Here is an 18,934-nt window from a genome sequence, read left to right on the forward strand (position 1 = left end):
CGCGCATCGCCTGATGCCCGGGCTTGTCCCGGGCACCCACGTCCTGTTTGATGCACACGACTTTGAATGATCGGGATAGCCCGATCATGACGACAGCAGCAGGGAGAGAACGATGCCTGAGATCACCGTCAGCATGGCCGAAGGCCGCACCGACGAGCAGAAGGCCGGCATGATGCGCGACATCACGCAGGCATTGGTGAAGAATCTCGGCGTCGATGCCGATGCCGTCGTCATCCAGATCAACGAGGCCCCGCTCCGCCACAAGATGAAGGGCGGCAAGACGTTCGTGGAGCGCGCGGCCGCGGCGAAGAAGTAGCGACGGCTGGCGCGGGTAGCCACAGTCGCAGCAGCAATCACAACTGTCGTCCCCGCGAACGCGGGGACCCATAACCACAGGGAGCGGTTGTGGGCGAGCTGCTAACTACGTGTCTTCGCCAAGCTACTCCCTGTGGCTATGGGTCCCGGATCTGCGCTTCGCTTGTCCGGGACGACACTGAGCAAGCACCATGGACGCACGCGACTTCATCAAGGTCGGCATGAGCGCGGAACGCACACTGGTGGTGCCGGTGGAGCGCACGGTCGGACATTTCGTGCCCGGCATGCCTTTTGTCTATGCGACGCCGATGATGATCCTCGAGATGGAGATGACCGCGGGCGACGCGATCCGCTCTGCGCTTCAGCCGGGCTGGGTCACCGTCGGCACCGAGGTCGACATCCGCCATCTCGCAGCCGCCCTCGTCGGCGCGACGGTGCGAGCCACCGCGACAGTGGTCGCGGTCGAGCGCCGCGTCATCCGTTTCGAGGTCGGAGCGTTCGAGGGCACGCGCAAGCTCGGCGATGGTCGCCACGCGCGCGGACTCGTGAATGTCGAGATGTTCAACAAGCGCCTCGGGGCAGGCTTGAAATCGTAGGGTGGGCAAAGGCGCGAAGCGCCGTGCCCACCATTGCTCCGCGTGCGAGATAGATGTGGTGGGCACGCTTCGCTTTGCCCACCCTACGGCATCTTGCTACTTTGCCAATTCCCTCGACCGCTGCGTTGCGGCCGCAATCGCGCGGATCATCAGGTCGCGCAGTCCGGGCTCACCCATCAGCACGCCGAGCGCTGCGGCCGTGGTGCCGCCGGGCGAGGTGACGTTCTGGCGCAGCGTGCCGGAGGGAAGCTCGGATTGATGCAGCAGCTCGCCCGAGCCGGCGACGGTTTCGCGCGCGAGCTTCGTCGCCAGCGCCTCGGGCAATCCCGCTTCGACACCGGCGCGCGCAAGTTCCTCGGCGAGCAGGAACACATAGGCCGGCCCCGAGCCGGACACCGCGGTCACCGCATCCATCAGGCTCTCATCCTCGACCCATTCGACCGAGCCGGTGGCGCGCAGCAGCGCATCGGCGACCGCGCGCTGCGTGGCGCTGACGTTGTTCGCCGCAACCGCCACCGTGATGCCGCGGCCGATCGCGGCCGGCGTGTTCGGCATCGCGCGCACCACGGCGCCGCCGCAGACCTCCTGGAGCGAGGCGATCGTGGTTCCCGCCATGATCGAGACCACGGAGGTGTTCTCCGAGACGAAGGACTTCAGCTTCGCGCCGGCCTCGCGGAACATCTGCGGCTTCACCGCGACGACCATGGTCTCGACCCGGCCTGCCGCCTTCGCATCGGGATTGAGCGCCACGCCGTTGGCGGCAAGCACGCTGATCTCGGGCGCAATGTGCGGATCGACCACCGCGACACGGCGCGGATCGAGCCCGCCCGCAAGCCATCCGGTCAGCATCGCGCCGCCCATCTTGCCGGCGCCGGCGAGAAGGATGGTGCCGGTGATGTTTTGAAGGGTGCTGTTCGCCACTGTGGTCACCACAAATTCGGTGTCGTCCCGGCGAAGGCCGGGACCCATAACCACGAATGTTTCTAGTGGATGCAGGTGTTGGCAACAAGCCGCGTGCCCTAAGCGATTTCACGCGCAGGACGACGGTGGGGAGGGAGCGGCGGCTCCCTTACGTCACGAGAGACTTACGCCTCTCCCACCGTATCGAACATCGCCGCGTCCATCGCTTCCGTCGTGGTCTTGCCGGCCCACACCACGAACTGGAACGCCGGGAAGTAGCGCTCGCAGGCGTGGATGGCGCCGGCGAGCATGGCTTCGCATTGCGCGGTCGAGGCGGTCAGTCCGCCCGGCAGCACCAGGGCCTGACGGTGCATGACCATGCCGGTGTTGGTCCACAGGTCGAAATGGCCGACCCACAACTGCTCGTTGACGGCGGCGACGAGCCGCTGCACTTCGTTCCGCCGCGCGACCGGAATCTTCATGTCGAACGCGCAGGCCAGATGCAGCGCCTCGATCCCGCCCATCCAGGTGAAGGAGAGCTGGTAGTCGGTCCATTGTCCCTTCGAGACAATCGTGAGTTCGTCTTCGCCGGAGCGTTCGAACGGCCAGTTGTTGCTGGCAGCGATATCCTCGACCACCGCGAGCGGATGACTTCGGGAATCGATAGCGCCTTCGAGCAGGGACATGCCGTCTCGACCTCTTGCCTTCTTGTTGTCTTTGATACGCACGCGGTTGGTCCGGCGCGCGCTTCCTCAACATCACTGAGGCGATCCCCTCGGAGTCGCTCTCGCGATCCCGGGATCAGCGCGGGCTTGTCGCGGATCAACTGATGTGATTTGCGGAATCTGCGCAACTGGCTGCCGAGTCCGTCCACAAGTCAGGACTCGTTCGTCCACAGCTCATCTCCGCCACAATTCTTAACGGAGGAGAACAAACCGGAATCGGATCGACCGGCCCTGCTGCGTTCCGTGTGCCGGGGGCCCTCCTTGCGGGTCCGGATCGGTCCCGCCCTGTTCGATGTCCGCCCCGCAGGATTTTCGCAGAGTTTCGCTCTGACGTCATAGGCACATGCGTAGTACCCATAAGGAAGGTTCTTGCTGGCCGTCTCCCGGTTCGTCATAATTCGAAATAGTCCACCCATATCGGGTGGATAAGTTCTCAGGGCGGGGTGGAAGTCCCCACCGGCGGTAAGGGCCGAAAGGTCCAAGCCCGCGAGCGCCTTCCCCAGGATTTGTCCTGAAAAGGGATTTTTTCCGAAGGGAAGGGTCAGCAGATTCGGTGCAACTCCGAAGCCGACGGTTAAAGTCCGGATGAAAGAGAACGGTCGGTGGCAGACGCATCGCAAGGTGCGGCTGTTTGTCGTTCCGTGTGCCCTGATTCTGGTCCTTAACTGAGGAAAGCCATGAATCAGATGTTGCAAGATCCCCAAGTCCAAACTTCCAAAGTCCAAACTTCCAAAGCTGAAACTGCCGAGACGACCCAACCGCCGGTTCCCGTCGACCCGCCGGCCATCGAGCATCCGCGTTTTGCAAAGCCGCAGCGGGTGGCCTTCGTGCAGGCCTGCTGGCACCGCGACGTGGTCGAGGAGGCCCGCATCGCCTTCATGAAGGAGGCGGAGGCGCGTCACCTCAGCCACGTCGACGTGTTCGAGGTGCCGGGCTCGTTCGAGATCCCGCTGCACGCGCAGATCCTCGCCAAGACGCGGCGCTACACCGCGATCGTCGCGGCCGGCCTCGTCGTCGACGGCGGCATCTATCGGCACGAGTTCGTCGCCGACACCGTGATCAAGGCGTTGATGGACGTGCAGCTCCGCACTGAGGTGCCGGTGTTCTCCGCGGTGCTGACGCCGCAGCAATTCCACGAGACCGAGGTGCACTACGATTTCTTCCGCAGGCATTTTGCGATCAAGGGCGTCGAGGTCGCGGAAGCCTGCGCCAACACGCTGCTCGGTCTGGAGCGCTTGCGCGGCCAGGTCGCGGCGGGGATTGCGTAACGCAGCGCAACGACTCTCATCCCTCACCCTGAGGAGCGCGTAGCGCGTCTCGAAGGATGAGGGCCCGGATGCTGCCGCGGGCCTGCATGGTCGAGACCGCGCTTGCGCGCCTTCTCTCCATGAGGCTCCGGCAGCCTTCACACGCCGCTGATTGTCAATTCCGCCGCCGTCCCTGTAAAGTCGGCGGCGGGAGGAGGCCGTGCCGTGGAGACGGTGTGGCCGACAAGATCATGTTCGAAGGACACGATCCCTATCTCGTCGCGCTCTCTGTGGCGATCGCGAGCCTGGGTGGCTATACCGGCTTTGCGCTTGCGGCTCGCATCCGCAACACGCCTGGCGTCAGTAACCGCGTTCTTCTCGCGGGCGCGGCGGTGTTTTTCGCCGTCGGCATCTGGACCATGCATTTCGTCGGCATGCTAGCCGCGCCGCTGCCGCCCGACACGGTCTATCTCGTTCTTCCCACCATCATCTCGTTCCTGATCTGCGCGCTGGTGGTCGGCATCTCCCTGTTCTTCGTCTCGATCGGCGAGCCATCCCTGAAGCGGGTGGCCTCGTCCGCCGTGCTGCTCGGCGTCGGCATCGCCAGCATGCATTATGTCGGCATCCATGGGCTCGCCGGTCCCTTCGGCATCGCGCATGACCGGACGATGGTGCTGCTGTCGGTTTTGGTTGCGGTCGTCACCGCCTATGGCGGCTTGCGCGCCTTCCTGGCGCAGCAGGAAGGCGTTCGGCTGATCGTCAGCTCGATCGCTTTCGGCATCGCCGTCTCCGGCATGCACTACACGGCAATGCTCGGCATGCATTTCGAGCCGCTGACGGCGGCGGGGCATCACCATCCCGGCAGCGGTCTTGCCGCGTCGCAGCAAATTCTCTCCATCGTCGTCGCCGTGCTGTGCTTCGTGATCGCCGCCGGATTCCTGCTCTCGCTGGTGCCGGATCGCCGGCAGGCGCAGACGTCTCCAGCCGCCGACCCGGTTTTACCGCCAGTCGCTCCCGCTGAACCGGTCGTCGCGGCTGGCACATCGCCGCGGCCGGTGGGGCCGCTCGGCGGTCTCGGCCTGCCGCCCCGCGCACCGGCGCCGCGGCTGCCGGTCGAGGGAGCCGACGGCACCCATTTCATCGACACGGCCAACGTCCGCAGCGTTCGGGCGGACGCGCACTACACCCTCGTCCATGACGGCACGCGCGAGCGGATGTGTCCATGGTCGATCTCGGAGGCCGAGGCGCAACTCGATCCGTCGCTGTTCCTCAGGGTACACCGCAGCCATATCGTCGCGATCCCCCATGTCGCGCTGGTCCGGAAAGAGGGCGACGGTGCCGTGCTCGAGCTCGACGGCCCGTCACCACACTTGGTCCCGGTCAGCCGCGCCAAGATCGCCGAGGTGAAGGCGAGGCTGGGGCTGGCCAATCGGCGGCACGCGTAACGCTCCGGCCGCACGGGAAGTGCGCTCCCTGCCGCGCACTTCGAGCGCGTCGACCTCCCCCGCAAGCGGGAGAGGTGCGGCGAGATCGCCGCCTTAGGTCGCCGACCCTGACGCAATTCGTGCGTTCCCACCCGCAACTCGTGCGAAATCCGCTGTTCCGTGCCCCGGCGATTGCAGCTTGCCCCGCTCGGAGAGACCGTCCGGCCAACGTCCGCGCCGCCACCGGCCCAAGGACGATTATGGGAGGAGACGATGATCCCGGGCTCATTCAGCTATCACCGGCCGACGAGTGTCGCCGATGCCGTCAAGCTCTTGTCAGACCTCGGCGAGGATGCGCGGCCACTGGCCGGCGGGCACAGTCTGGTGCCGATGATGAAGCTTCGGCTCGCGACCCCCGCCCATCTGATCGATCTGCACGGCATCGCCACCCTGAAAGGCATCCGCCGCGACGGCAATAATCTGGTCATAGGCGCGATGACCACCCAGCACGAGCTGCTGGCCTCCAGCGACGTCGCCCAGTCCATGCCGATCCTGCACGAGGCAGCCCTGCTGATCGCCGATCCCCAGGTGCGCTACCGCGGCACGATTGGCGGGAACGTCGCCAATGGCGATCCCGGCAACGACATGCCGGCGCTGATGATGACCTTGGGGGCGACCTACCGCCTCGAAGGGCCCGATGGTGCCCGGGATGTCCCCGCCGCCGATTTCTATCAGGGCGCCTATTTCACTGCGCTCGAACCCGGCGAGATCCTGACCTCTGTCTCGGTCCCCGTGCCGGCAGCCGGCCACGGCTACGCCTATGAAAAGCTCAAGCGCAAGGTCGGCGACTACGCCACCGCGGCGGCGGCCGTTGTGCTCACCATGTCCGGCGGCAAGGTCGCGACCTGTTCGATCGGCCTCACCAATGTCCACGAGACGCCGCTGCTCGCCGCTGACGCCGCCAAAGCGGTGATCGGCACCAGCCTCGATCCAGCCACGCTGGAAAAGGCGGCTGCCGCAGCCGAAGCGATCATGGCGCCGGCGGCAGATGCGCGGGGGCCGGTCGAATACCGGAAACATGTCGGCGGCATCATGGTGACGCGCGCGCTTCAGCGCGCGGCCGCCGTCGCCAAGTAAGGGAGGGGATCGATGGCAAAGACACATGTGACCATGAAGGTGAACGGCGCCGAGGTCGAAGGCCTCGTCGAGCCACGCACGCTGCTGGTGCATTTCATCCGCGAGAACTTGCAGATGACCGGCACCCATATCGGCTGCGAGACCACCCATTGCGGCGCCTGCACTGTCGATATCGACGGGATGTCGGTGAAGTCCTGCACGATGTTCGCAGTCCAGGCGGACGGCTCCGACATCACCACGATCGAAGGCATCGCCAATGCCGACGGCACGCTGTCGGCCCTGCAGGAAGGCTTTCGCATGATGCACGGCCTGCAATGCGGCTTCTGCACGCCCGGCATGATTGTCCGCGCGCATCGGCTGCTGAAAGAAAACCCGTCGCCGAGCGAGCAGGAGATCCGCATGGGCATCTCCGGCAACATCTGCCGCTGCACCGGCTACCAGAACATCGTCAAGGCAATCCAGTACGCTAGCGCCAAGATCAACGGCGTGGAATTCCAGGAGGCCGCAGAATGAATGACCTCACTCCCACGCGGGAACAACGCACCGCCGCACTCGAGGGCATGGGCTGCAAGCGCAAGCGCGTCGAGGACATCCGCTTTACGCAGGGCAAAGGCAATTACGTCGACGACGTGAAGCTGCCGGGCATGCTGCATGGCGACTTCGTTCGCTCGCCGCATCCGCATGCGCGCGTCAAAAGGATCGACGACAGCGAGGCGCTGAAAGTTCCCGGCGTGCTCGCGGTCATCACCGCCGAGACGCTGAAGACCGTGAACCTCGCCTGGATGCCGACCTTGGCCGGCGACGTGCAGATGGTGCTCGCCGACGGCAAGGTGCTGTTCCAGAACCAGGAGGTCGCCTTCGTGGTCGCGACCGACCGCTATGCCGCCGACGACGGCATCAACAAGGTGGTGGTCGAATACGAGCCGTTGCCGCCGCTGGTAGATCCCTTCAAGTCGATGGATGCGGACGCGCCGGTGCTGCGGGAAGATCTCGCCGGCAAGACCACGGGCGCGCACGGGCCGCGCAAGCATCACAACCATATTTTCGAGTGGACCGTGGGCGACAAGGAACTGACCGACGCCGCCTTCAACAAGGCCGAAGTGAAGATCAAGGAGATGATCTCCTATCACCGCACCCATCCGTCGCCGCTCGAGACCTGCCAGTGCGTCTGCTCCTTCGACAAGATCAAGGGCGAACTGACGATCTACGGCACGTTCCAGGCCCCGCATGTGATCCGCACCGTGGTGGCGCTGATCGCAAAGCTGCCGGAGCAGAAGATCCATGTGATCGCGCCTGACATCGGCGGCGGCTTCGGCAACAAGGTCGGCGCGTATCCCGGCTATATCTGCGCGGCCGTCGCCTCCATCGTCACCGGCAAGCCGGTGAAATGGGTCGAGGACCGCATCGAGAACCTGACTGCGACCTCGTTCGCGCGCGATTATCACATGACGACGGAAATCGCGGCGACGAAAGAGGGCAAGGTCACCGGCCTGCGCGTGCACGTGCTCGCCGATCACGGTGCGTTCGACGCCTGCGCCGACCCGTCGAAATGGCCGGCCGGCTTCTTCAACATCGTCACCGGCTCCTACGACTTCCCGACCGCGCATCTGGCGGTGGACGGTGTCTACACCAACAAGGCGCCGGGCGGCGTCGCCTACCGTTGCTCGTTCCGCGTCACGGAGGCGGCCTACTGCATCGAGCGCGCCATGGATATTCTGGCGCAGAAGCTCAACATGGACCCGGCGGAGCTGCGGCTGAAGAATTTCATCAAGCCGGAGCAGTTCCCGTATCACTCGGCTTTGGGCTGGGAATACGATTCCGGCGATTACCACACCGCCATGCGCAAGATGATGGAGACGACCGGCTACGCCGCGCTCCGCAAGGAGCAGGTCGAGAAGCGCGCGGCCTTCGCGCGCGGCGAGACCCGCGAGATCATGGGCCTCGGCATCTCCTTCTTCACCGAGATCGTCGGCGCCGGCCCGTCGAAGAATTGCGACATCCTTGGGATCGCCATGTTCGACTCCTGCGAGATCCGCATGCACCCGACCGGTGCGGGCATCGCCCGCATGGGAACCAAGAGCCAGGGTCAGGGGCACGAGACCACCTGGGCCCAGATCATCGCGACCGAGATCGGAATCCCTGCCGACAACATCCAGGTGGAGGAGGGTAACACCGACACCGCGCCCTACGGGCTCGGCACCTACGGCTCGCGCTCGACGCCGGTGGCGGGCGCCGCAATCGCGATGGCGGCGCGAAAGATCAAGGCCAAGGCGCAGATGATCGCGGCCTACAAGCTCGAGGTCCACGAGGATGATCTCGAATTCGACATCGACGGCTTCCGCGTGAAGGGCCTGCCGGAAAAATTCATGTCGATGAAGGACATCTGCTGGGCAGCCTACAACTCCGTGCCGCCGGGCATGGAGCCGGGGCTGGAGGCGGTGAGCTACTACGATCCGCCCAATATGACCTACCCGTTCGGCGCCTATCTCTGCGTGATGGACATCGACGTCGATACCGGCGTGTACAAGATCCGTCGATTCTACGCGCTCGACGATTGCGGCACCCGCATCAACCCGATGATCATCGAGGGCCAGGTGCATGGCGGCCTGACCGAAGCCTTCGCGATCGCGATGGGTCAGGAGATCCGTTACGACGAGGTGGGCAACGTCGTCACCGGCTCGTTCATGGATTTCTTCATGCCGACCGCGGTCGAGACGCCGCATTGGGAGACCGACTTTACCGTCACCCCGTCGCCGCATCACCCCATCGGAGCCAAGGGTGTCGGCGAGAGTCCGAATGTTGGCGGCGTGCCGGCCTTCTCCAACGCCGTCAACGACGCGTTCTCGTTCTTGGGGAGTACGCATATCCAGATGCCGCACGACTTCTGGCGCAACTGGAAGGCGGCCAAGGATCTGGGCGCGGTTGCGTAGTTGGTTGGTTCGTCATTCCGGGGGCGCCTGATCTCGAGGTTCCGGGTTCGATGCTTTGCATCGCCCCGGAACGACGGAGAAAAGACATGAAAGGTCGTGACGAAATCGCACAATCCCTGTCCGCATCGGGCTACATCGCCGATGCGGACCTCGCGACTGCGATCTCGCTGATGCAATTGCTGCGGCGTCCGCTCTTGCTCGAAGGCGAGGCGGGCGTCGGCAAGACCGAGGTGGCGAAAACGCTGGCCAAGGTGCACGCGACCGAGCTGATCCGTCTGCAATGTTACGAAGGCCTCGACCAGTCGTCGGCACTTTACGAGTGGAACTACCAGCGCCAGTTGCTGGCGATCCAGGCCCATCGCGGCACTGACAGCATCGAGGACCAGGTCTTCTCGGAAAAGTACCTGCTGGAGCGACCGCTGCTCGCCGCGATCCGCCGGCCGAAGGCGCCGGTGCTGCTGATCGACGAGATCGATCGCGCCGACGACGAGTTCGAGGCGTTCCTGCTGGAACTGCTGTCCGACTTCCAGGTCTCGATCCCTGAGCTCGGAACCATCCCTGCGGTCACCATCCCGCATGTGGTGCTGACCTCGAACGGCACGCGCGAGCTCTCCGACGCGCTGCGCCGGCGTTGCCTCTACCATTATGTCGATTATCCCGACGTCGATCGCGAGACCCGCATCATTCTGGCGCGCGTCACTGGCGCCAGCCCGTCGCTCGCGCTCCAGATTGCTCGTATGGTCGAGGGCGTGCGCAAGGAGGAGCTGCGAAAAGTCCCGGGTGTCGCGGAGACACTCGACTGGGCGGCGGCCCTGGTCGGGCTTGATATCCGCGATCTCCACGATGCGCCCGAGACGGTGCATGAGACACTGGTCTGCCTGCTCAAGACCCATGAGGACCGCGCCCGCGTCACGTCGGAGGTGACGCAGCGCCTGCTGGGGAAGGTCGCATGAGCTGCTGCGGCTCCAGCCCCGGATATGACGATCTCAACGAGGTCTCTCGCCTCGTGTCGACACGGCTTGCCGCCTTCCTGCGCACGCTGCGTGATGCCGACTTCCGCGTCGGCCTTGCCGAGGGACAGGACGCGGCGACGCTGATGGCGTCGGGCTACGCGGCGCGGCCGAGTTTGTTGCGCGCGGCATTCAAGCACTTGTTCTCGGCGCGCAAGTCCGACTGGGACAAGTTCGACGGGCTGTTCGATGCGTTCTGGCTAGGCAAGCGCGTGCGCTCGCGCTCCCGCACGATTGGCTCGGCGCCCGGCGCCAGCAATCCGTCGCTGAAGAGCCTGCGGGACAAGTCGGCGGAGCAGAGCGGCAACCAGTCCGTCACCGACCAGCTCCCGTCGTCCGATGATGCTCCGGAAGGCCGTTCCGGCGAGGGTCGAATGGAAGGCGCTTCGCGCGCGGACAATCTTGCGGAGGTCGATTTCAGGAAGCTTGGCGATCCCGATCAGGTCGCACAGGCCCATGAAGCTGCGGCGCAACTCGCGAGCGCGATGCGCACGCGGCTGACGCGGCGCGATCTGGCGCGCCGGCGCGGCTACCGGCTTGATCTCCGCCGCACCATTCATCGCAATATCAGCCATGGCGGCGTGCCGATCAGCCTCGTCAAACGGCAGCGCAAGGACAAGCCGCTGCGTCTGGTCGTGCTGCTCGACGCCTCGGGCTCGATGAGCATGTACACATCAGTGTTCCTGCGCTTCATCCACGGCGTGCTCGACCAATTCCGCGAGGCCGAGGCGTTCCTGTTCCACACCCGCCTCGCCTACGTCTCCGATGCGATGAAGGAGAGGGACGCCGGCCGCGCACTCGACCGGCTCTCGATCATGGCGCAGGGCGCGGGCGGCGGCACGAAGATCGGCGAAAGCCTGCAAACCTTCAACCGATGGCATGCTTCGCGCGTTCTCCATTCGCGCAGCTGCGTGATGATCGTCTCCGACGGCTATGAGACCGGCGATGCCGCGCTGCTCGGCCGCGAAATGGCGGCGCTGCGCCGCCGCTGCCGCCGTATCGTCTGGCTCAATCCGATGATGGCCTGGGAAGGCTATGCGCCCGAAGCGCGAGGCATCAAGGCGGCGCTGCCGCATGTCGATCTCTATGCGCCCGCGAACTCGCTGCAAAGCCTGCGCGCGCTCGAACCCTATCTGGCGAAGCTCTAGAGGAGGCGCCGATGACCGCTCATGTCGAAGTGCTGGATCTCGTGGCGCAGATGAAGGCCGCCGAGCGCGCCTTCGTGCTCGCGACGGTGGTGCGTACGGTTTCGGTGACCGCGGCGAAGGCCGGCGCCAAGGCGATCATCGCGGCCGACGGCAGCATCGTCGCCGGCTGGATCGGCGGCGGCTGCGCCAAGGGTGCGGTGCTCAAGGCGGCGCGCGAAGCGCTCGCCGATGGCGAGCCGCGCATGGTCTCGGTGCAGCCGGAAAACCTTCTGGCCGAGCTCGGAGTCAGCGCCGGCGAGAGCCGCGACGGCATCCGCTTCGCCAGCAACATGTGCCCGAGCAAGGGCACCATGGACATCTTCGTCGAGCCCGTGCTGCCGCATCCCTCGCTCGTCATTCTTGGCGCCAGCCCGGTGGCGCTGTCGCTGGCCGCGCAGGCGCGCACGCTCGGCTATCACGTCACGCTGGCCGCACCCGCCGCCGACCTCACGGCCCAGCCGGATGCCGACATTGTCATCGATGGCTACCAGCTCGGCGAGCTCAACGAGGCAAAACGCTTCGTCGTGGTCTCGACGCAAGGCAGGGGCGACGAAGCCGCTCTGCGCGCGGCGGTCGCGACCAGGGCCGACTATCACGCCTTCGTCGGCAGCCGCCTCAAGATGGCCTCGCTGCGCGCGAAGCTGATTGCGGAGGGCACCAGCGCCGTAGCAATCGATGATGTCAAGGCGCCGGCCGGACTCGATCTCGGTGCCATCACGCCGGAAGAGATCGCGATGTCAATCCTCGCCGAAATCACCAGGGAGCGCCGGCGCGGCCAGCGCGCCGCCATCCAAGTCGCAAGCAGAGAGTGAGAACCGATCATGCAGATGAACGACAGCCAGCGCATCCCCGCCTCACGCGAACAGGTGTGGGCGGCGCTGAACGACCCCGCTGTGCTGAAGCAGTGCATTCCCGGCTGCCAGTCCCTCGAGGTGACCGCCCCGAACGAGATGACCGCGACGGTGGTCTTCAAGGTCGGCCCGGTGAAGGCGACGTTCAGCGGCAAGGTGACCCTGTCCGATCTCGATCCGCCCAACAGCTACCGCATCTCGGGCGAAGGCTCCGGCGGCGTCGCCGGTTTCGCCAAGGGCGGCGCGGTCGTGCGGCTGGAATCCGAGAGCACCGAGATCACGGTGCTGCACTACGATGTCGACGCGCAGATCGGCGGCAAGCTCGCCCAGTTAGGGGCGCGGCTGATCAATTCGACCGCGACGAAGCTGGCCGGCGAGTTCTTCAAGTCGTTTGCCGAGGTTGTGGGTGCGGAGGCCGAATCGGGTTGAAACGTCGTGAGGTCTTGGCCTCACCCCAGCGACACCCCCGCCTTGGCACGGCTGATCCCGAGCGTCAGGATGCGCTGCAGGAGATCCGGATATTTGAGCCCGGCATGTTGAGCCGCCGTGGCGAATTCCTGGCTCTTGGCGATCTCGGGGTTGGGATTGGCTTCGATGAAATACGGCGTGCCGTCGGCGGCGAGACGAAAATCGATGCGCGCGTATCCATCTAATCCGAGCGCCCGGTAGATGCGCTTCGCGGCGCGCTGGATGCGCGCGGTGACTTCGGGCGCGAGGTCCTTCGCCGGCCCGTCGACGATGCCGACCTTTTCCTGATAGTCGGTGTCGTGCTTGGCTTTCTCCGTGGCGATGTGCCGTGAGCTGCGTCCGCCCATGCTGCCGAATTTCAGTTCCCAGACCGGCAGAACACGCAGCCGGTTGTTGCCGAGCACGCCGACATAGAGCTCGCGCCCCTCGATGAACTGCTCGGCGATCGCGGCGGATTCGACGCGCTCGTGGATGAAGGCGACCCGCTCCGCGAGCTTCTCGTCGGTATCGACGATCGATGCCTGCGAGATGCCGAAGGACCCGTCCATGTTCAGGCTCTTGACGATCAGCGGCAGCGCAAGGCGCGTCGGGCGTTTCACCTTGCGGCGCATCGGGAAGACGGCGAAGGCCGGCGCCGCGATCCGGCGGTGATGCACCAGCGTCTTGGACAAATCCTTGCCGCGCGCCAGGATCAGGCCGCGCGGATTGCACCCGGTATAGGGGACCTTCAACAGCTCGAGATAGCTGGCGATGTGCTGGTCGTAGGCGACGTTGTTGTGGAATTCCTCCAGCAACGTGAAAACCACGTGCGGCTTGAACTCTTCGATCGCCTCGCGCACCGGCTTGATTTCGTCCTGCGCGCCGAGGGCGCGAACCTCGTGGCCGGCCGCGCGCAAGGTACTCACCACGTCGTATTCCGTTTTCCACGCGTTGATTTCCTGCGCGGTGTATCCGTCGCTTGAGTCCGGAGGCATGAAGTCCGGATGCATCAGGACCAAAATGCGCAAGCGTCTCATAGCGCGATCCATTTGCGCCGAGACGGGCCAAACAGCGCGTGCATCGTCTTGGCGGTCACGAGGACAGTGAAATCGAGAACGAGCTTCTGTTCGGGGCCGACGGCACGCAGATCGAGCTCGCGGCAGCGGGAGATCATATCGTCAAGCACGGCATCGAGCGTGAGCTGGTTCTCGCCGGTCCACCGCGCGACCAATTGCCTGATCTGGGCGCGGTGCCGCCTGATCAGGCTCGAAGCCGGCTTTGACCGGTAATGCCGTGGATCGGCGGAAAACAGCCTCGAGAGGTCGCGGTCGTAGGTCTTCGGCGGCGCGAAGGCGTAGAACGCCTGCTTCTTCTTGTAGTGGTCGTCGAGCGTCTGGCTAAGCTTGCTCAGCGGGTCGACACGCTCTCGCGTCGTGATAAGCGGCCGCTTGCCTGCGATCTCGCCCATCAGTTCGTCGACATATTCGAGCTTCTTCAGTGCCGGCCAGCCGGCATATCGTGTCCGCCAGTTCGAGCGCGGCCGCAGCCACACAGCAAAGGTTTCGGCGAAGTCTTCGTCAGGATGGCTCTGCGCGTACCAGAGCCGAAGATGCTGGACATAGCGCCGGCTCGCCGGATTGGGCCGGTAGTAGCGCGGATAGTGCTTTGACGATGGGCCGAACAGCTGCTGCCAGCGCCGGCGGCGCTGCAACTGATAGCCGTGCTGGATGGCATGGCCTGCCTCGTGCCGGAGGATGGCCATGCACTCGCGCCAGGTTCCGCCCTCGACGTCGAACATCATCCTCTTCTCGAGCTTCATCAGGCGGGGATGGGCGAGATAGAACGGGATGGCGATGCCGGGCACATCTCCCGGACTGAACCATTCGCTCGAGATCCATGTGTGCGGCCGCAGCCGGATGCCCCGCTCTTCGAGCTCCTCGTGGAGCGTGCCGACGCAATCCTCGAGCCAGGTACCTTCGACCGTAACCCTCAGGCTGCTGAGGCGTTGCTCGAGCAATTCGTCATCCGACAGCTTCTCCCAGGCAAATTTCCGGCGTGGCATCAGGCATCCAGAGGGCAGAGATGACTCGGCGTCCGGATGATGTCATGGGCCGCGGTTGGCAACAACCCGTGGGGCTAGGTCGTAAGGGACGCAAGCGTCGCGCACTCCCTCGCCCCGCTTGCGGGGAGAGGGTGGGGTGAGGGGGAGTCTCCACAGGGGCGGTGAGAGCGAGACTCGCGGAGAGTCCCCCTCACCCGGACTCCGCGCTTCGCGCGAATTCCGGCCTCTCCCCGCAAGCGGGGAGAGGCGAAGAAATAATTAATCGAACAGGCTCGACACCGACTCTTCCGCTGCGGTGCGCGCGATCGCGTCCGAGATCAGGCTGGCGATCGGCAGCGTGCGGATGTTCGGCGCCTTGCTCACCGCTTCCGTCGGCAGGATCGAGTCGGTGATCACGAGCTCCTTCAGCCTGGAGTTCGTGATACGGGCGGCCGCGCCGCCGGAGAGCACGCCGTGGGTGATGTAGGCGTAGACGTCCTTGGCGCCCTTGGCGATCAGCGCGTCGGCCGCGTTCACCAGCGTGCCGCCGGAATCGACGATGTCGTCAACCAGAATGCAGCTGTAGCCGGAGACGTCGCCGATCACGTTCATGACTTCGGATTCACCCGGCCGCTCGCGGCGCTTGTCGACGATGGCGAGCGGGGTGTTGATGCGCTTGGCGAGTCCGCGGGCACGGGCCACGCCGCCGACGTCGGGCGATACCACCATCACCTTGGAGAGGTCGAAACGTTCGCGGATGTCGCGCACCATCAGGGGGGCAGCAAACAAATTGTCGGTCGGGATGTCGAAGAAGCCCTGAATCTGGCCGGCATGCAGGTCGAGCGTCATGACGCGGTCGACGCCGGCATGGGTGATCAGATTGGCGACGAGCTTGGCCGAGATCGGCGTGCGCGAGCCGGAGCGGCGGTCCTGCCTGGCATAGCCGAAATAGGGGATCACTGCCGTGATGCGGCGCGCCGAGGAGCGGCGCAGCGCGTCGGTGATGATCAGCAGTTCCATCAGATTGTCGTTCGCCGGGAACGAGGTCGACTGGATGATGAAGGCATCCGAGCCGCGGATGTTTTCCTGGACCTCGACGAAAATCTCCATGTCGGCGAAGCGCCGCACAACCGCTTTGGTCAGCGGCATGTCCAGGCCTTGGGCAATGGCCTGGGCGAGAGCCGGATTGGAGTTGCCGGCGACAAGCTTGATGGAGCCGTTCTTGGCCGACATGGACGCTTCCTCCCGCGCTTTGCTGGATAGGACGTTCAACATCTGGGAATACCCACTTGAAGCACGGTTACGACGGGCGAGGAAATATCAGGCCGAGGGCCGCGATGGCAACCCGGGATGCTACGTTTTCCCTTTGAAAATCCTGAGTCGGGCCAACGGCTTGGCCGCAACTTGAGGCCGTGGTTTGGCGGGGGTTATCGCTCGGCGTAGCCGAGCGCCGAGGCCGGCATGTCGGGTGCCGGTGCGTCCGGGGTCACGCTTGCCACCGCCGGTCCGCGCAGGCCCGGAGCAGCGCCCGGCGCCTCCGGCGTGCCGTTGATCATGTTGGAAAGTCCGCTGAATCCGGCCTGGGCGATCTTCCGCAGCACAAGGTCGTCGGCGGCTCCCCAGGGATCGCGGCCCCCCTTGCTGGCGGTGGGTTCCTCGCCGGAGAGGCGCAGTGCCCGCTGCTGGTTGGCGTCGTAGACGTCCCAGACCCAGGCGATCACGGTCCTGCCGCGCACGATCTGAGCGGAGAGGTAGCTGCGCACGCGGTAGGCGGCCGTTCCCTCGCGCGAGACCACGGACAGGCTGCGCAGCTTGGATTCGCTGTCGAGCACGCCGACCATGCGGTCGAACACCTGCGGCGGCGGCCCGTCGATCGATTCGAAGGCCACCGTCGCTCCAGAGCCGGCGCTCGGCGCCATCGCATAGGAGTTGGCGGCACCACCCCCGCCGGCGCAGCCGCCGAGCGCGGTCGCAGCCGCCAGCAGCATGACCGCCAGCACGCGCGAACCCGCGCGGCCCAGGATGAATGACGCGTCCCTCATTATGGAGGGCAGCGATATCGTTAAAACGCATTAACGTCTAGGGCGGAGGCGACACAGACCACTGTCATCGCGTCTACGCGCCGTCATTCCGGGGCGGATCGAAGAGCCGAACCCGGAATCTCGAGATTCCGGGTTCGATGCTTCGTATCGCCCTGGAATGACACGAGGTTGCCGTTGTGTTCACCCCTCGAGCGCGATCGCGTGAACGTGCCGGCCGTAGTCCGGCTCCTTGCGATGCACCGAGCGGCGATAGCTGAAGAAGCGCTCGTCGGCGTAGGTGTCGAGGCCGAGATCGTCGATCATCAGGATGCCGGCGGCCTCCAGCCGTGTCCGGATGAAGCCGGCGAGGTCGAACATCGCGTGGCCCTCGCGCGCCGACGGAATGAAGAACATCGCGTTCTCCGCGTCCGCCTCGATGAAGCGCGCCACGAACTCGTTGCCGACCTCGTAGCTCTCCTGCCGGATCAGCGGGCCGATCGCCGTGATGATGCCGCCGCGCGTGGCGCCGAGCTTTTCCATCGCTAGAATCGTCGCCTCCAGCACGCCGGTCAGCGCGCCCTTCCAGCCGGCATGGGCGCAGCCGATGACGCGCGCATTGGGATCGACGAACAGCACCGGCCCGCAATCGGCGGTGGAGACGCCGAGCGCGATGCCGGGCGTCTTGGTCACCAGCGCGTCGCCCTTCGGCCGCGGCCCGCTCGGCCACGGCGTCTCGGCAACCAGGACGTCGGGCGAATGGATCTGGTGCAGGCTGATGAAGCGTTCCGGCGCCACGCCGACATGCTCGGCCATGCGGCGGCGGTTCTCCGCGACGAGGGCCTGATCGTCGTTGGAGCCGAGCCCGCCATTCAGCGCGGCATAGATGCCGCCGGAGACACCGCCTTCGCGGGTGAAAAAGGAATGGCGCAGGCCGGGCACCGCCGACAGCAGCGACGAAGCGAGAGTCATCAGTTCCCTCCGGCCTGTTCGAGATCGCTGAGGCCGGCAAGGCCTGACAGCCGCGGCTCGGAGATGCCGAGCACCTTGAACATAGAGCCCATGCCGCTGCGCCCGGTGTCGGTCAGGCGCTTCAGCGCCACGGAAATGTCGGTGGCGACCTCAGGCGCCGCCTTCTGCATCAAGGCGGCCGCGCGGGTGTCGATGCCGACACGCTTGAGGAAATCGCCCTGCGTCACCGGCCCGTGCACGCGGGCGCCGACATCCTCGGCCGCGCGCGCCAGCGCCTGGAAATCGACATGGGCGGTGACGTCGGCCTGGCCCGGCGCCTTCAAGGGATCGGTGAAGGTGTGGCGCGCGATCGCCTGGAAGGTGTCGCCGGCATCGCTGCGCAAATGGCCGTAATCGATGATCAGCGCCGCACCGTCCTGGTCGCGCACGCGCGTGGCGAGCTTCATCATCTCACCGTCGGGACGCCATTCGAACACGGCGCCGACGGGCGCGGCGCGCACCAGGGGCGGCAGCAGCACGTCGAAGCGCGGCGTCGGCTCGGGGGCCGCGCCGAACTGAAGCTTGCCGTTGGGATCGATCTCGATCACGCGCTCGTGCCAACCATTCTCGTGGCGGACCATCTGGTGGATCGGCAGCACGTCGAAATATTCGTTGGCGAGGATGATGCTCGGGCCTTCGGGCACGTCGTCGATGCTGTCGTGCCAGGCGATGTGGCGCACGCCTGACAGCATCGCACTCTGCCGTTCGCGCAGGACGGGATTGACCTCGACCAGGTGGACATGAAGCGCCTGGTAGAGCGGCGGCAGCACGCGGAGCGCGCGCAGCGCATCCGCCATCATGGTGCCGCGGCCGGGGCCGAGCTCGATCAGCCGCAAGAATTGCGGCGAGCCCATCTGCTTCCATACCGAGGCGGTCCACAGTCCCAGCAGCTCGCCGAACATCTGGCTGACCTCGGGCGCGGTGGTGAAGTCGCCCTCACGCCCGAGCGGATCGCGCGAGACGTAATAGCCGTAGCGCGGGTGCATCAGGCACAGTTCCATGTACCGCCAGACCGGCATGGGGCCTGAGGATTTGATCAGCGCCTTGATCTCGTTCAACAGCGGCGAGTCGGTCACGGACGGCTTTCTCGAAATG

The 18,934-nt window shown here is 65.4% G+C and carries 19 protein-coding genes and 1 riboswitch; of the genes, 11 read left to right on the forward strand and 8 right to left on the reverse strand.

Annotation, left to right across the window (positions count from 1 at the left end; translation table 11 throughout):
* The first annotated feature begins 112 nt into the window (after window positions 1-112).
* On the forward strand, window positions 113-316 hold the full coding sequence (locus tag XI08_RS09100; RefSeq protein WP_008144861.1) for a tautomerase family protein: 204 nt from the start codon (window positions 113-115) through the stop codon (window positions 314-316).
* Between the two features lie 190 nt (window positions 317-506).
* The gene (locus tag XI08_RS09105; protein ID WP_027545989.1) at window positions 507-911 is read left to right on the forward strand and encodes a thioesterase family protein; all 405 of its coding nucleotides are present in this window, start codon (window positions 507-509) and stop codon (window positions 909-911) included.
* 96 nt (window positions 912-1,007) lie between these two features.
* On the opposite strand, the gene proC is transcribed toward XI08_RS09105, so the two are convergent.
* Together proC and XI08_RS09115 are read right to left on the reverse strand one after the other, a co-directional pair.
* Entirely contained in the window at window positions 1,008-1,880 is an 873-nt protein-coding gene (gene proC / locus XI08_RS09110) for a pyrroline-5-carboxylate reductase (protein ID WP_271574241.1), read from the reverse strand.
* 116 nt (window positions 1,881-1,996) lie between these two features.
* The gene (locus tag XI08_RS09115; protein ID WP_027545987.1) at window positions 1,997-2,497 is read right to left on the reverse strand and encodes a YbjN domain-containing protein; all 501 of its coding nucleotides are present in this window, start codon (window positions 2,495-2,497) and stop codon (window positions 1,997-1,999) included.
* A gap of 464 nt (window positions 2,498-2,961) precedes the next feature.
* Window positions 2,962-3,137: riboswitch (FMN riboswitch) on the forward strand.
* Between the two features lie 76 nt (window positions 3,138-3,213).
* Here XI08_RS09115 and XI08_RS09120 point away from each other — a divergent pair.
* The 9 genes from XI08_RS09120 to XI08_RS09160 all read left to right on the forward strand — a co-directional run bounded on the left by XI08_RS09120 (window position 3,214) and on the right by XI08_RS09160 (window position 12,751).
* The gene (locus tag XI08_RS09120) at window positions 3,214-3,804 is read left to right on the forward strand and encodes a 6,7-dimethyl-8-ribityllumazine synthase (RefSeq protein WP_271574158.1); all 591 of its coding nucleotides are present in this window, start codon (window positions 3,214-3,216) and stop codon (window positions 3,802-3,804) included.
* Window positions 3,805-4,034: 230 nt separating this feature from the next.
* Window positions 4,035-5,228: an MHYT domain-containing protein gene (locus tag XI08_RS09125; RefSeq protein WP_271574242.1), complete on the forward strand. Its 1,194-nt coding sequence runs from the start codon at window positions 4,035-4,037 to the stop codon at window positions 5,226-5,228.
* Between the two features lie 252 nt (window positions 5,229-5,480).
* A complete protein-coding gene (locus tag XI08_RS09130) occupies window positions 5,481-6,344 on the forward strand; it encodes an FAD binding domain-containing protein (RefSeq protein ID WP_271574159.1) in 864 nt (287 codons plus the stop codon).
* 12 nt (window positions 6,345-6,356) lie between these two features.
* Window positions 6,357-6,857: a (2Fe-2S)-binding protein gene (locus tag XI08_RS09135; RefSeq protein ID WP_027545983.1), complete on the forward strand. Its 501-nt coding sequence runs from the start codon at window positions 6,357-6,359 to the stop codon at window positions 6,855-6,857.
* Complete coding sequence (locus XI08_RS09140) at window positions 6,854-9,274, forward strand: aerobic carbon-monoxide dehydrogenase large subunit (RefSeq protein ID WP_271574160.1); 2,421 nt, start codon at window positions 6,854-6,856, stop codon at window positions 9,272-9,274. Before XI08_RS09135 ends, XI08_RS09140 begins: the two co-directional genes overlap by 4 nt.
* 86 nt (window positions 9,275-9,360) lie before the next feature.
* On the forward strand, window positions 9,361-10,227 hold the full coding sequence (locus XI08_RS09145; RefSeq protein WP_271574161.1) for an AAA family ATPase: 867 nt from the start codon (window positions 9,361-9,363) through the stop codon (window positions 10,225-10,227).
* Entirely contained in the window at window positions 10,224-11,432 is a 1,209-nt protein-coding gene (locus tag XI08_RS09150) for a vWA domain-containing protein (RefSeq protein ID WP_271574162.1), read from the forward strand. Before XI08_RS09145 ends, XI08_RS09150 begins: the two co-directional genes overlap by 4 nt.
* A gap of 11 nt (window positions 11,433-11,443) precedes the next feature.
* Window positions 11,444-12,283, forward strand: coding sequence for an XdhC family protein (locus XI08_RS09155; protein WP_271574163.1), 840 nt, complete (start codon window positions 11,444-11,446; stop codon window positions 12,281-12,283).
* Between the two features lie 9 nt (window positions 12,284-12,292).
* Entirely contained in the window at window positions 12,293-12,751 is a 459-nt protein-coding gene (locus XI08_RS09160) for an SRPBCC family protein (RefSeq protein ID WP_271574164.1), read from the forward strand.
* A gap of 20 nt (window positions 12,752-12,771) precedes the next feature.
* On the opposite strand, the gene XI08_RS09165 is transcribed toward XI08_RS09160, so the two are convergent.
* From XI08_RS09165 to XI08_RS09190, 6 genes are all read right to left on the reverse strand, one after another.
* Entirely contained in the window at window positions 12,772-13,806 is a 1,035-nt protein-coding gene (locus tag XI08_RS09165) for a D-alanine--D-alanine ligase family protein (RefSeq protein WP_027545977.1), read from the reverse strand.
* Window positions 13,803-14,831, reverse strand: coding sequence for a putative zinc-binding metallopeptidase (locus XI08_RS09170; protein ID WP_271574165.1), 1,029 nt, complete (start codon window positions 14,829-14,831; stop codon window positions 13,803-13,805). The genes XI08_RS09165 and XI08_RS09170 overlap by 4 nt, the downstream gene beginning before the upstream one ends.
* A gap of 258 nt (window positions 14,832-15,089) precedes the next feature.
* On the reverse strand, window positions 15,090-16,043 hold the full coding sequence (locus XI08_RS09175) for a ribose-phosphate pyrophosphokinase (RefSeq protein WP_271574166.1): 954 nt from the start codon (window positions 16,041-16,043) through the stop codon (window positions 15,090-15,092).
* Window positions 16,044-16,237: 194 nt separating this feature from the next.
* Window positions 16,238-16,852 (reverse strand): hypothetical protein, encoded by a 615-nt coding sequence (locus XI08_RS09180; protein WP_271574167.1) that lies wholly within the window; start codon window positions 16,850-16,852, stop codon window positions 16,238-16,240.
* A gap of 180 nt (window positions 16,853-17,032) precedes the next feature.
* Entirely contained in the window at window positions 17,033-17,800 is a 768-nt protein-coding gene (gene pgeF / locus XI08_RS09185; protein WP_271574168.1) for a peptidoglycan editing factor PgeF, read from the reverse strand.
* The gene (locus tag XI08_RS09190) at window positions 17,800-18,915 is read right to left on the reverse strand and encodes a class I SAM-dependent methyltransferase (protein WP_271574169.1); all 1,116 of its coding nucleotides are present in this window, start codon (window positions 18,913-18,915) and stop codon (window positions 17,800-17,802) included. The genes pgeF and XI08_RS09190 overlap by 1 nt, the downstream gene beginning before the upstream one ends.
* Window positions 18,916-18,934 lie beyond the last annotated feature (19 nt).

Origin of the sequence: Bradyrhizobium sp. CCBAU 11361, assembly GCF_028128935.1 — a bacterium.
GTDB classification, from domain to species: Bacteria; Pseudomonadota; Alphaproteobacteria; order Rhizobiales; family Xanthobacteraceae; genus Bradyrhizobium; species Bradyrhizobium niftali.